13 protein-coding genes are annotated in these 13,480 nt (G+C 62.4%); 4 read left to right on the top strand and 9 right to left on the bottom strand.

Going from position 1 to position 13,480, the window contains the following annotated elements; all coding sequences use genetic code 11:
* The coding region (locus WCA85_RS25625; protein ID WP_424067659.1) for a citrate/2-methylcitrate synthase at nucleotides 1-211 on the bottom strand (211 nt) is incomplete at its 3' end.
* Nucleotides 212-242: 31 nt separating this feature from the next.
* Entirely contained in the window at nucleotides 243-1,142 is a 900-nt protein-coding gene (gene prpB, locus WCA85_RS25620; protein ID WP_424067661.1) for a methylisocitrate lyase, read from the bottom strand.
* A 214-nt stretch (nucleotides 1,143-1,356) separates the two neighbouring features.
* Between prpB and prpR the strand changes: the two genes are divergently transcribed.
* Nucleotides 1,357-3,321, top strand: a complete 1,965-nt coding sequence (gene prpR, locus WCA85_RS25615) for a propionate catabolism operon regulatory protein PrpR (protein WP_424067658.1) — start codon at nucleotides 1,357-1,359, stop codon at nucleotides 3,319-3,321.
* A gap of 96 nt (nucleotides 3,322-3,417) precedes the next feature.
* On the opposite strand, the gene WCA85_RS25610 is transcribed toward prpR, so the two are convergent.
* Nucleotides 3,418-3,816: a hypothetical protein gene (locus tag WCA85_RS25610; protein ID WP_424067657.1), complete on the bottom strand. Its 399-nt coding sequence runs from the start codon at nucleotides 3,814-3,816 to the stop codon at nucleotides 3,418-3,420.
* A 320-nt stretch (nucleotides 3,817-4,136) separates the two neighbouring features.
* On the opposite strand from WCA85_RS25610, the gene WCA85_RS25605 reads away from it, so the two are divergent.
* The 3 genes from WCA85_RS25605 to WCA85_RS25595 are packed head-to-tail and all read left to right on the top strand — an operon-like array spanning nucleotide 4,137 to nucleotide 8,143.
* Nucleotides 4,137-4,592, top strand: a complete 456-nt coding sequence (locus WCA85_RS25605; protein ID WP_424067656.1) for a (2Fe-2S)-binding protein — start codon at nucleotides 4,137-4,139, stop codon at nucleotides 4,590-4,592.
* Nucleotide 4,593: 1 nt separating this feature from the next.
* A complete protein-coding gene (locus tag WCA85_RS25600; RefSeq protein WP_424067655.1) occupies nucleotides 4,594-6,837 on the top strand; it encodes a molybdopterin cofactor-binding domain-containing protein in 2,244 nt (747 codons plus the stop codon).
* Nucleotides 6,838-6,850: 13 nt separating this feature from the next.
* Nucleotides 6,851-8,143, top strand: coding sequence for a c-type cytochrome (locus tag WCA85_RS25595; protein WP_424067654.1), 1,293 nt, complete (start codon nucleotides 6,851-6,853; stop codon nucleotides 8,141-8,143).
* 61 nt (nucleotides 8,144-8,204) lie between these two features.
* On the opposite strand, the gene WCA85_RS25590 is transcribed toward WCA85_RS25595, so the two are convergent.
* The 6 genes from WCA85_RS25590 to WCA85_RS25565 form a co-directional block, all read right to left on the bottom strand.
* On the bottom strand, nucleotides 8,205-8,861 hold the full coding sequence (locus WCA85_RS25590; protein ID WP_424067653.1) for an amino acid ABC transporter permease: 657 nt from the start codon (nucleotides 8,859-8,861) through the stop codon (nucleotides 8,205-8,207).
* Nucleotides 8,862-8,863: 2 nt separating this feature from the next.
* Nucleotides 8,864-9,607, bottom strand: a complete 744-nt coding sequence (locus tag WCA85_RS25585) for an amino acid ABC transporter permease (RefSeq protein WP_424067652.1) — start codon at nucleotides 9,605-9,607, stop codon at nucleotides 8,864-8,866.
* Nucleotides 9,608-9,704: 97 nt separating this feature from the next.
* Nucleotides 9,705-10,532, bottom strand: a complete 828-nt coding sequence (locus tag WCA85_RS25580) for a transporter substrate-binding domain-containing protein (protein WP_424067651.1) — start codon at nucleotides 10,530-10,532, stop codon at nucleotides 9,705-9,707.
* A 59-nt stretch (nucleotides 10,533-10,591) separates the two neighbouring features.
* Nucleotides 10,592-11,665, bottom strand: coding sequence for an ABC transporter ATP-binding protein (locus WCA85_RS25575; protein WP_424067650.1), 1,074 nt, complete (start codon nucleotides 11,663-11,665; stop codon nucleotides 10,592-10,594).
* A 98-nt stretch (nucleotides 11,666-11,763) separates the two neighbouring features.
* The gene (locus tag WCA85_RS25570) at nucleotides 11,764-12,633 is read right to left on the bottom strand and encodes an ABC transporter permease (RefSeq protein WP_424067649.1); all 870 of its coding nucleotides are present in this window, start codon (nucleotides 12,631-12,633) and stop codon (nucleotides 11,764-11,766) included.
* On the bottom strand, nucleotides 12,630-13,475 hold the full coding sequence (locus tag WCA85_RS25565) for an ABC transporter permease (RefSeq protein WP_424067660.1): 846 nt from the start codon (nucleotides 13,473-13,475) through the stop codon (nucleotides 12,630-12,632). The genes WCA85_RS25570 and WCA85_RS25565 overlap by 4 nt, the downstream gene beginning before the upstream one ends.
* Nucleotides 13,476-13,480 lie beyond the last annotated feature (5 nt).

Raw genomic sequence — 13,480 nt, 5'->3', positions numbered from 1 at the left:
GCAGCTTTTCGTGCACCAGCAGATAGGCGATTTCCTCGAATTCGCAGGTGCTGGCGATATCGAGAATGTCATAGCCCCGGTAGTGCAGGTCGTTGCCGGTCTTGCCCACCGTGCACAGCGCGGTATTACCCGCCGTCACGCCTGAGAGCGCGACGGATTTTTTCGGTTTGAAGGCGCCTGCGGCGGGAGTGCTGTTGTCTGCTTCACTCATGGTGTCGTCCTCATGTTCCTGGATGCTGGGTTTACTTGTGTGCGGCGAACAGTGCGTCGAGTTTGTCCTCGTACTCGTGATACCCGAGGTACTTGTACAGATCGGCGCGCGTCTGCATGGTTCCAACGGCGGCTTTCTGCGTGCCGTCGCGTTGCACCGTTTCGTAGAAGTTGAGCGCGGCCGCGTTCATCGCGCGATACGCGCCGCAGCAATACAACGCGATATCCACGTTCGCGTCGCGCAGTTCGGTGGTGGTGAAGAACGGCGTGGAGCCGAATTCGGTCAGATTCGCCAGGATCGGCACTTTTACCGCGGCCTTGAAGCGCCGGTATTCGTCGAGCGTCTGCATGGCTTCGGGGAAGATCATGTCGGCACCGGCTTCGACGTAGGCGACCGCGCGCTCGATCGCCGAGTCGATGCCCTCGGAGGCACCTGCGTCGGTACGCGCCATGATGACGAACTGATCGTCGGTGCGTGCGTCGACGGCGGCTTTCACGCGGTCGACCATTTCTTCCTTCGCCACGACTTCCTTGCCGGGACGATGCCCGCAACGCTTCTGGCCAACCTGATCTTCCAGGTGGACCGCCGCGACGCCTGCCTTGATGAACGAGCGCACCGTGCGCGCAATGTTGAAGGCGCCGCCCCAGCCGGTGTCGATATCGACCAGCAGCGGCAGGCCGGTTGCATCGGTAATACGGCGCGCGTCGATCAGGACGTCGTCCATGGTGCTGATGCCGAGGTCGGGCATGCCCAGCGAATTGGCCGCGACGCCGCCGCCTGACAGATAGAGCGCCTTGAACCCGACCGCTTCGGCCATCTTGGCCGCATACGCGGTAATGGCGCCCACGACCTGCAGCGGCTGTCCTTCTGCTACCGCTGTGCGGAATTTCGCACCGGCGCTGACGGGTTGTCGGGTTGATTGGCTGGTGATTGAGCTCACGTAATTCTCCGGTGAAGTTTGAGCCCTTTACTGCAAGGAATGGGCCAGGCATGGACTACGGGCCTAAGTCGTTGATTTCGTGGGGCTTTGGGTGTGGAGTTAACTGCAGTGAAATTTCATTTGTGGAACTTTTAATTTCATAAATGAAATTGGAGATGCATAATGTAGCTCTGTCATTTCATGCTCCCGACTGGAGCGACCTGCCATGAACCGTCCTCCCGAACCCGGCTCCCGGCCCCGCGTCTGGGCCATCGGTATCAGCAAACTGCGCGACCTGTTTCGCGACATCGCCGGCGAGTACGATGCCCGTGCCAATTTGCGGCTGGTATCGCGCGGCTATGAGGACGCCGTCAACGAAATCGCCGCGGCGGGCAACGAACGTCCCGATATCGTCATCGCGGCCGGCTCGAACGGCACCTATTTGAAGGCCCGCATTGATGTGCCGGTGGTGCTGATCAACCCAACCGGCTTCGACGTGATGCACGCATTGGCGCGGGCGCGCCGGGATGCATCGCAGGTTGCGCTGGTTACCTACGGCGAGACGCCTGCTGAAGTGCGCCGCTTCGTGGCAGCTTATGGCATTGACGTCGTGTTCGCGTCGTATCAGTCGGCGCAGGACGCCGAAGCGTGCGTGCTCGATCTGCGTGATCGCGGCGTCGGCACCATCGTGGGCCCAGGCCTCGTCACGGATCTCGCGGCGAAGGCTGGTATGGAAGCGGTGTTCCTCTATTCGCGCGCTGCGGTTCGCGTGGCTTTCGATACCGCGCTCGAAGTTGCCCAGGCCACGTGGGGCGAAGCGGTGCGGCGCCATCGTCTGGATAATGTTTTGCAGCATCTGCGCGACGGCGTCGTCGCGCTGGACGCTCAAGGCCGCGTCGAAGCGATTAACCAGCGCCTCGCCGCAGTGCTGGGTATCGAGCCAGTCGCAGCAGTGGGGCGCTTGCTGCCCGAGATCGCGCCCGAGCTCTCGGACGCGGTGCCCGACATCGAGGGCGAGTCGCTCGAAACCGTACGCGGCATCAGTTACGTGGTGCATCGTGGACCACTGGTCGATAACGGCGTGACCACCGGCACCGTGCTGACGTTTCAGGAATCGCGCGCGGTCGAGCGGCTCGATCGCACCTTGCGATCGCGACAACGGGCGCAGCAGTTCGTCGCGCGTTACCGGCTCGACGATCTGGTGGGGGCGTGTCCGGCCATCGAACGGGTGCGGCAACTCGTGCAGCGGTATGCGAAATCGGATGCCACCGTGTTGATTCGCGGCGAGAGCGGCACGGGCAAGGAGATGGTCGCGCAGAGTCTGCATCAACTGAGCGCGCGGCGCGACTTCCCGTTTGTTGCGCTCAATTGCGGCGCGTTTCCCGAGGCCCTGCTGGAAAGCGAACTGTTTGGCTATGAAGAAGGCGCTTTTACCGGGGCACGGCGTGGCGGCAAGGCAGGGCTGATCGAAGCGGCGCACCGTGGCACGCTCTTCCTCGACGAAATCGGCGAGATGCCGCTGCCCTTGCAGAGCCGCTTGCTGCGCGTGCTACAGGAGCGCGAAGTCGTGCGGCTGGGTTCGACGGAGCCGACACGCATCGACGTGCGGATCGTCGCGGCGACGCATCGCGCGCTGACTGCCGCAGTGGAGGAAGGTGAATTCCGCACGGATCTCTATTACCGGCTCAACATTCTGAACATCGCGTTGCCGCCGTTGCGCGAACGGCTGACGGACATCATGCCGCTTGCCGTAGAGTTGCTCTGTCAGTCCGCGCGACGCGAGCCGCGTCTGGCGGCGCGGATTCGCTACGCCCGCGATGCAATGGAGGTTCTCGCGCCGGTGAGCGAGTCGTTTAGCCGTCACACGTGGCCCGGCAACGTGCGCGAACTGCAGAACGTGATCGAGCGGATTGCCGTGGAACTGGCGGACTCGGCGGATTTGGGGGAAGGCGACGCGCGGTTGAGCGACGAGGTCTTGCAGTCAATCGCACCCGAGCTGTTCGAGTTGCAGGAAGACGACGCAGCCGCTGCGGCGATGACTTTGCGGCAACGCAGCCGCCGGGTCGAAGCGGACGAGATTCGCGCCGCGCTGGATGCCTTCAATGGTGACCGCGATCAGGTTTGCCAGGCATTGGGTATCAGCAAGACGACGCTGTGGCGCAAGCTCAATGCGGCTGGCGCTCGTCGCTAGAATTCCTCAGTTGCAACGGTGAGGAGATTCGGGATCGTACGCGGCTTGACGAACGTAAATCGCCGCAACGTGCCTGGCGAGTTTGCACCGCGGCCGTTACTTCGCTTCGACCGCCCTGAGTATCTGGGCGACCCTTCCATGTTCATGCAGGATCGTAGGGCTCGCCTGCAGCAACGGCAGATAGCGCGGCAAGAACGTATTGCCGGGGACCACGTCGGAGAAGAGCGCCGCGACCGACTCGACAGCGCCAATCCGGTCGGTGTCGGTGGCTTCCTTATCGTCCAGCGTTTCATCTACATTGGCGATCACGGTCGAAAGTGGCGCAATCCAGCGAAACCCCGAGCCGTTGATCAACACCTGCAAAAACGCAGCCGGTGTCACCGCGCCGAACTCCTTCTCATAGCTGGCGCGCTCGTGGTCGAGAATGGCCTTGTGCAGGGTCAGCAGAGGCTTGCGCACCTCGTTGAGGAACTGGGTGGCTTGCTGATCGGTCATGGCTCGACTCCTGGCGGGTGGTGATAAGGGCATCCTAGCAAAAACTCTGCGGGCTGCCGCCGGCAGTTTCAAAGCGCTTGTCGCGGCCTGGCAGGTTGCAGACAAAGTATTTAAAGCGACGCTACAATTTCTTTGCCACCATAAAGCGCCGCGGCCCGGTTCCCTACCTGGCGTTCGTTATTGCTCGGACCGCACGTCAGCGTCACCGCATTACCCCGTATTAGAACGGCCTGCTGAATAAATTCAGCCTCCCGAAGTCGTTTAGTTCGACGTCGTTGTATAAACCGCTCAAAACAATAACCCGCAACCGGAGTCGCCCCATGACAACACTCAACATCAATGGTCAGACGCACAGCGTCGACGCCCCGCCTGATATGCCTTTGCTGTGGGTCTTACGCGACCTGGTGGGCCTGACCGGCACCAAGTTCGGTTGCGGAATTGCGCAGTGTGGCGCATGCACCGTGCATCTGGATGGCGCCGCGGTGCGCTCGTGCGTGCTGCCGGTTGCGGCCGTCGGCGACAAGAAGATCACCACCATCGAAGCGGTCGGCGATACGCCCGCTGGCAAGAAAGTGCAAGAGGCGTGGCGGCAGATCGACGTGGTCCAGTGCGGCTACTGTCAGTCGGGACAGGTGATGTCGGCAGCTTCGCTGCTCGCCCAGAACCCCAACCCAACCGATGCGGATATCGACGCCGCCATGGCCGGCAACATTTGCCGCTGCGGCACTTATAACCGCATTCGCGCGGCGATCAAGCAAGCGGCAAAGGGGGCCTGACATGTCGCAAGGATTGCTTGATGCGCAAAGCGGCAACAAACGCGACAGCGCGAGCCCGCGGGTCAGCCGCCGCACTTTTCTGAAGTTCAGCGCCACGGTTGGCGCGGCGGCGGGCGGGGGCCTGCTGCTCGGCTTCAGCATGCCAGCACGGAGTCAGGACCAGCAGGGCAAGTCGGTGATAGGCGGGGACGCCAGTGAACCCGCGCCCGCCGGCGTGTTCGCACCCAATGCATTTATCCAGATCGATAACGCGGGCAAGGTCGTGCTGGTGATCCCGAAGGTCGAAATGGGCCAGGGCGTCTATACGTCGATTCCGATGCTGATCGCTGAAGAACTCGAAGTGCCGATCGATAGCGTCACCATCGATCACGCGCCGCCCAACGAGAAACTGTTTTCGGATCCTTTGCTCGGCGGACAACTAACAGGCGGCTCGACCTCGATCCGTTATGCATGGGATCCGATGCGCAAGGCGGGCGCAACCGCGCGGGTCCTGCTCATCAATGCGGCTGCGCAGCAATGGCAGGTCGATCCGGCCACGTGTCACGCGCAGGCCGGCCAGGTGATCCACGAGGCCAGCAATCGCACGCTCGGCTACGGTCAACTGGTGGATGCGGCTGCGAAGCTGCCCGCGCCACAGAACATCACGCTGAAAGATCCGAAGGATTTCAAGATCATCGGCAAGCCGGTCAAGCGTCTCGACTCGCCGGAGAAAGTGGACGGCACAGCGGTGTTTGGGCTCGACGTGCGATTGCCCGATATGGTCTACGCAGTGATCGCGACGAGTCCGGTATTCGGCGGCACGCTCGCGAGTGTCGACGACACGAATGCGAAGAAGATCCCCGGCGTGCGCCAGGTCGTGAAGGCCGACAATGCGGTGGCTGTGATCGGCGACCACACGTGGGCAGCCAAACGAGGCCTCGCGGCGCTCGATATCCAGTGGAACGAAGGCGCCGGCGCGACGCTCTCGATGAAGCAGATCGTCGACGATCTGGCCGCAGCCGCCAACAACGGCACCGGCGCCGTGGCACGCAAGGACGGCGACGTAGCGAAAGCCTTCGGTGATGCGAAAACCCGTGTCGATGCGGTCTATCAGCAGCCGTTCCTCGCTCACGCCACGATGGAGCCGGTCAACTGCACGGTGCACGTGCGACCCGACGGCTGTGACATTTGGCTCGGCACTCAGGTGCCCACGCGCATCGTGGACACGGCCGTGAAGGTGACGGGCTTGCCGGCTGAGAAAATCGTCGTGCATAACCATTTGCTTGGCGGCGGCTTCGGACGGCGCCTCGAATTCGACATGGCAACCCAGGCGCTGAAAATCGGCAAGCAATTGGGCACGCCAGTCAAGGTCGTGTGGACGCGCGAAGAGGACATTCAGCATGACATGTATCGCCCGTACTACTACGACAAGATTTCCGCGGGACTCGATGCGAACGGTAAACCAATAGCCTGGCAGCATCGGATCGTGGGCTCATCGATCCTTGCGCGTTTCGCGCCACCCGCGTTTCAGCATGGGGTCGATCCTGACGCTGTGGAAGTGGCGTCTGATCTGCCGTACGACCTGCCGAACCAGTTGATCGACTATGTGCGCCAGGAACCACGCACGGTGCCGACTGCGTTCTGGCGCGGCGTCGGGCCGACGCGCAGCACCTTCGTCGTGGAGAGCTTTATGGACGAACTGGCGGCGCAGGCCAAGGTCGATCCGGTCAAATACCGGCGCGATCTACTGGGCAAATCGCCGCGCGCGCGCAACGTGCTCGATATCGCCGCGCAGGCTGCAGGCTGGGGCACCGCGAGCGTGCCGCAGGGGCAAGGGCGGGGCGTGTCGGTGATGAACGCGTTCGGCAGCTTCTTTTCGATGGTTGTGGACGTCACGATCGATCAGGGCGAGGTCACTGTGAATCGCGTGGTGTGCGCGGTGGATTGCGGCATGGTCGTCAATCCGAACACGATTGAAGCGCAGGTGCAGGGCGGCATCATCTTCGGGATCACGGCGGCGCTTTACAGCGAGATCACGATCAAGGACGGTCGCGTCGAGCAAAACAACTTCACCGATTACCGGATGTTGCGTATCGACCAGACGCCGAATATCGACGTGCATATCGTGAAGAGCACCGAAGCGCCAGGCGGAATTGGCGAGCCGGGCACAGCGGCACTGGCGGCGGCGTTGGCGAATGCGATTTACGCGGCCACCGGCAAACGGCTACGGCAGTTGCCCGTTGGCAGCCAGTTGCAAACCGCCTAACCGGAGACCGATCATGATCAAGACACTGAAGGTGCTCGGCACAGCGCTGCGGTACACGCTGCCGGTGGCGTTGTCCTTTGCGTGGCAGTCAAGCGCCCATGCCGCGGACGACGCGCTAGTGCAGCGCGGCGCGTATCTGGCGAAACTCGGCGATTGCGTGGCCTGTCACTCGGCGCCACGCGGCAAGCCGTTCGCGGGCGGCCTGCCGATGACGACCCCAATGGGCCGGATCTACACCACCAACATCACACCGGACCCGGAAACAGGCATTGGCCACTACACCGAGGAGGACTTTGCGCAGGCGCTGCGTGAAGGCGTGGCGAAGGACGGCCACAACCTTTATCCGGCCATGCCGTATCCGTCGTACGCGAAGGTCAACGACGACGACGTGAAGGCGCTGTACGCGTTCTTCATGCACGGCGTGTCGCCGGTCCAGCAGGCGAACCGTCCCGCCGACATTCCGTGGCCGCTCAATATGCGCTGGCCGTTGAAGTTCTGGAACGTGGTGTTTCTGGACAAGAGCGTCTACCAGGACAAGCCGGGCAAGGACGTGGCGTGGAATCGCGGCGCGTACCTGATTCAGGGGCTGGGCCACTGCGGTTCGTGCCATACGCCGCGCGGCGTAGCGTTCCAGGAAAAAGCGTTGGATGAAAGCGGCAGCGCGTATCTGACGGGCGGTGTCCTCGATGGCTGGTTCGCCGCGAACCTGACGGGCGAGCACAACGTCGGATTGGGTCGCTGGTCCGACGAGGATCTCAAGGCGTTCCTGAAGACGGGGGCAAACGCGCATGCGTCGGCATTCGGATCTATGACCAGCGTGATCAATAACAGCACGCAGGCTATGAACGACACGGACGTCACGGCGATGACGACGTATCTGAAGTCGCTGCCGGCGGCCGGCGGGAACGGCGCACCGCCGTACTCGTATGATCCGCAGGCGACGAAGGTGTCGTTGAACCGTCCGGCGAACAATGCCGGCGCGCGGGTCTATACCGAGTACTGCATGCACTGTCACGGTGTGGATGGCCGCGGGTTCGCGCCGATGCTGGCGCCGCTCGCGGGCAATCCGAATGTGCTGGAACACGATGCGTCATCGCTGATCAACGTGACGTTGAATGGCACTGGCGACCTGGTGATCCAGGGCGTTCCGGCGCCGTATCCGATGCCGAAGTACTCTCCAGTCCTGAATGACAGGCAGATCGCCGATGTGCTGACGTTCATCCGTGCGGGGTGGAATAACGGCGCGCCAGCGGTTAGTGCGGATGAGGTGGCGAAGCTGAGGAAATCGACGCAGGCGACGCGTTAGCGCGCTTGATATCTGAAGTGCGACAAAGCGGCAACCGTTCAGGCGGTTGCCGCTTTTTATATCACCGATGCTGTCCCACGCGCTGCCGTTTCTCCAGCGCTCGCGCGTACCATGTCAGCGGAAAGCACATCGCGAAGTAGATCAGCGCGACCATCCCGTAGATAGGAAAGGGCCGGAAGGCGGCGTTGGTGATCATCGTGCCGGTTTTGGTCAACTCGGTGAAGCCGATGATCGACGTGAGCGCCGTGCTTTTCACCACCTGTACGAGAAAACCCACCGTCGGCGCCACGGCGATTTTCTTTGCCTGTGGCCACACGATATAGCGTAACTGCTGGCCAAACGTCATCCCTAGACTCGCGCCCGCTGCCCACTGTCCGCGCGGCACCGCCTCGACGCAGCCGCGCCAGATATCGACGAGATACGCGCTGGTATAAAGCGTGAGCGTGACGATGGCAGCGGTCCACGGCGACACATCGACGCCGAGCAAAGGCAAGCCAAAAAACGCCAGAAACAGTTGCATCAGCAACGGCGTCCCTTGAAACAGCTCCACGTAGACGGACACCACGCGGCGTAACCACGGCAGCGGCGACACACGCATTGCCAGCAGCAGCAAACCCACCGCGCCGCCACATACAAATGCAATCAGCGACAGCAGTACGGTCCAGCGTGCCGCGAGTAACAGATTACGGGCGATATCCCAGAGCGTGAATTCGACCATGATCAGCGCTCCGTGGGCAGCGTGCGGGCGGGGCGCCACGCGAGCAGCATGCGCCAGCCGCGAGGTTCGTCAGGTTGATGCGGCATGCGGCCCGCAAAGAGCCCGCGTCCGAGCCAGTTGAGCAGTTGCCGCAAGACGATGGACAGCACGAGATACGTCACGGTGATGATCAAGTAGCTCTCGAACGAGCGGAAGTTGCGCGACTGGATGAAGTTGGCCGCATAGGTCAGATCGGGAACGGAGATCTGTGACACCACCGCCGAGCCCAGCATCACGATCAGCACCTGGCTGAGCAGCGAAGGAAACACGTTGGCGAGTGCCTGCGGCAGCACCACGAAACGAAACACCTGGCGTCCGTGCAAGCCTAGCGCCTGAGCGGCCTGCAATTGACCACGCGGAACCGATTCGATCCCGGCGCGCACAATTTCGATCGCGTAAGCGCCGAGATTGACCGTCATGGCCAGAATCGCGGCCTGCACTTCGTCGATATGAATGCCGAGGCTCGGCAGGCCAAAAAACACGAAAAACAGTTGCACGATAAACGGCGTGTTGCGGATCAACTCCACATAAGCGGCAATGACCGTGCGCGCCCAGCGCGGTCCTGCCACGCTGATGCTCGCGCCGCCCACGCCGACGATGCCGCCCAGCACGGTAGACACGGCAGTGAGCCCAAGGGTGACCGCGACGCCGTGCGCAAGCAAGCCTGCATAGACGCCGAAGCCGCTGAAGTCGAACGCGTAACTCATGAATGACCGCTCATCGTGAAATCAGACCCCGTCCGGGCAATGGATTTTTTCTCTCATCCGAATAACGAAGCAAAGCCTGGAGGCAAAATCCCGAAGCTCAAAGATCAGCCGGCAGTGGCGCGCGCAGCCACTTCTCCGAAATCGCATTCATCGTGCCGTCCTTGCGGGCCTTGGCAATCGTGTCGTCGATTTTCTGCTTGAGCCGCGGCTCGTTCTTGTTCAGGCCGACGTGATCCGGCGAGCTGAATAGCGCGAACTTCTGCTCCGGATCGTTCGCCGGATGACGGGCGAGGATCGTCGCCCCCACATCGTTGCCCACCACCATCAACTGTACCTGACCAGAAAGAAACGCCGAAATAGCGCCGTTCGGATCGTCGAAGCGTTTGATCGTAGCGCTCGGCGGCGCGATCTTGGTGACGCTCAGGTCTTCCAGCGTGCCGCGCGCCACAGAAATCGTCTTGCCCGCGAGGTCGTTGGCGTTCTTCACCACCAGCGTTTTCGGGCCGAACACCGCGAGGTAGTACGGCGCATAAGGCTGCGAGAAGTCGATCACCTTCTCCCGCTCCGGGCTCTGTCCAACGGAGAGCAGCATGTCGGCCTTGTGGTCGGCGAGGTAAGCCATGCGGTTGTCGCCGGTCACCTGGACGAGTTCCACCTTGGCGTTAAGCGCTTTACCGATCAGGTTGGCGACGTCGATGTCATAGCCTTCTGGCTTCATATCTGGGCCAATGGAGCCGAACGGTGGATAGTCCTCGAATACGCCGATGCGGACCACGCCGGACTTGGCGATCGAATCCAGCGCATCGGCATGGGCGGCCGGGCTCGCGAAGGCGCCGAGCACCGCGACGCCGACGAAGGCCAGTGTGGTCGCAGCGGTCGCAAAGGCACGGCGTGCCCGCAGGGGAAAGAAGTGGTGGGTGATCATGGTCGTTCCTCTGTCGAAAGCTTTGGTATGGGTGAAAACCGTACTGAATTACTGCTGGATCAGCGCGTCGCATGTGCGGCGATCAGCTTGCAGGCATGCGCCGGCAGTTCCGCCACGACTGGCATGCCAAGCGCGAGTCCGGGTGTTTCGCGCGGCGTGGTCGCGGCGGTCAGCGTGAAACCGGCGCAGTCGATGGTGGCTTCGAGTGAGGCGCCGACATCGCGAATAAACGTTACCGTGCCATTGAGCCGGTTGGCGCCTGCTTCGGCCGTGGTGGTTCGTACGCAGACATCTTCGGGGCGAATCAGCAGCCGGATATCCGAAGAGGATTCCGGCATGCGCGCAGTCTGAGAGACGACGATCTGTTGACCGCCCGGCAGGCTCACGCCGCCTTGCCCGTCGTAGGTCACCGGCAGGATGTTGCCAAGGCCAATAAAGTCCGCCACGAACTCGCTGACCGGATCGCGATAGATATCGAGCGGTTTGCCGACCTGCGCAATACGGCCTTTCTCCATCACGACGATTTCATCGGCCATGGTCATGGCTTCGCGCTGGTCGTGCGTCACCATGATCGTCGTGATGCCCAGACGTTGTTGCAGCAGGCGAATTTCCACTTGCATCGCCTCGCGCAGTTTGGCGTCGAGCGCGGAGAGCGGTTCGTCGAGCAGCAAGAGTTTGGGTGACGAAGCAATCGCCCGCGCAATCGCCACACGCTGGCGCTGGCCGCCGGATAGCTGCGTAACGGAGCGGTTCGCCATATGCGGCAACTGGATCAGCTCCAGCAGTTCCGCGACCCGGCGCGCTTGTGCCGCCTTGTCGGTTTTTCTCAGCCGTAGAGGATAGGCGATGTTCTCCGCCACCGTCATATGCGGAAACAGCGCGAGCGACTGGAACACCATGCCGAAGTCGCGCCGGTTCGCCGGCCAATGGGTGATGTCACGCCCGGCAAAGTTGACGCTGCCCGAACTCGGGGTTTCGAGTCCGGCGATCATGCGTAACAAAGTGGTCTTGCCGCAACCGGAGGGCCCGAGGAAACACACCAGCTTGCCATCCGGCACGCTCAGGTCGACGTGGTCGACCGCGTAGGCGGTGTGAAAGCGCTTGGTGACGGCCTGCAATGTCAGATGAGTCATGAGGGTTCCTGCGTGGGGCCTGGGTTGCGACGGTTTTCTCTAACGCTTGTTAAGCAGAATCAAATGCTGAAGCATCAATGCGACATCAAAGCAAGGCATCAAAGCGCCACGCCTTCATCGCCGACCAGCTTCTCCAACAACCAGATCAAAGCGAAGTCGATCGCGACGATAAAGACTGCGAACGAAAACACGGTCGGATCGAGCGACGACACCGTGCGGCTGTAGAGCCAAACGGGCAGCGTCATCGTGTTGATGCCGTACAGAAAGAACGTCACCGTGAATTCGTTGAATGAGATGATGAAGGCGAACAGCATGCCGGCGAGGATGCCTGGGCGCATCAAGGGCAAGACTACGTCGATCAGCGCGCGGCGCGGGCTTGCACCCATCACGCAGGCGGCTTCCTCGAACTCCGGGCCGATCGAGGCCACCGAGGCCGCACAGTTTTTCACCGTGAACGGCAGCGCCAGAATCACATGCGCGATGATCAGGCGGAACACGCCGAGCTCGACCGGCAAAACATTGAACACGAGCAGCAGCGACAACCCGAGCATCACAAGCGGATAGACGAGCGGTAGCGCGACCAGTTGCTCCACCGCTGCCTTGCCGCGAAAGCGGTAGCGGCTTAACGCATACGCCGCCGGCACGGAGACGAGCGTGGCGATGATCATGGTCGAGACGGCGACGATCAGGCTGGTGGTCAATGCGCCGCCCATCGACAGGCTGTCGCTTGCATCCGGCGCGACGAAGCTGTGCCATGCCGCCCGGTACCACTGCAGGCTGTAGGACGGCGGTGGGAACTCGAGGGTGTCCGACGCGCTAAACGACATGGTGATCATCGTCAGGATCGGCAGGGCGGCGAGAAACAGCACGATCGCTGCAAGCAGCGCCGCGGGCTTGCTGAGCCGGCCGGGCATCGTCGTGGGCAGGCGCAACGTGCGCGGCCACAGGGAGGGTGCGGGCGTGCTCATTGGGAGGACTCCTCGAGACGTTGGGTGCGGCGCACGAGACGCTGCGAGATCGTCATGACGGTCAGCGTCGCCACCATCAGCACCACACCGGATGCCGATGCGGCCGGCCAGTTCAGCAGCGGCGCCACCTGGTCATGCACGAGCACCGCAAGCATCGGCACGCGGCGTCCACCGAGCAGCAGCGGCACGGCAAACGCACTCGCGTTGTAGGCGAACACCAGCAGCGCACCGGAGACGAGGCCGGGCATGGCGAGCGGCAGCATCACGTGAAGCAGGGTCTGCCAGCGGGTGGCGCCAAGCGTCGCGGCGGCCTCTTCATAGGAACGGGAGACGGCGCGCATTGCGCTCGACATCGGCAAGACGGCGAGCGGAAACGCCGTCTGGATCAACCCAAGCAACACCCCGTGCTCGCGATAGAGCCACAGCACCGGACGCTCGATCAGGCCGCTCGCAAGCAGCGCGTGATTCAGCAGACCCGCCGGTCCGAGGATCACCAGCCAGCCATAGCCTTGCAGCAACAGATTGACGAGCAAGGGTAGCAACACGCCGGCCAGCAGAAGCCGCCGCGCGAGCCGCGATTCGGTGCGCGCCATGGCGAGTGCGACAGGAATCGCCAGTAGCACCGCGCAGACCATGCTTTGGAACGCCAGCTTGAGGGTGATCCAGAGCGACTTCAAGAAGTAGCTATCGGCCAGATCGGCATAGTTTTGCAGCGTGAAGCTGTGCCACTCGTTGCCGCTGGTGCCGAAGCTCATGCGCAGCACCACCAGCGCGGCGGCTGCGAGGATGGCGAGAAACAGCAGGATCGGCGCCAGCAGCAGCCACGGCCGCGCCCGCGCCATTGTGG

It is taken from the genome of Paraburkholderia sp., from assembly GCF_049581445.1.
Lineage (GTDB): Bacteria > Pseudomonadota > Gammaproteobacteria > Burkholderiales > Burkholderiaceae > Paraburkholderia.
The sequence above is the reverse complement of the archived record's forward strand: the minus strand, read 5'-3'. Positions and strand labels throughout refer to the sequence as shown.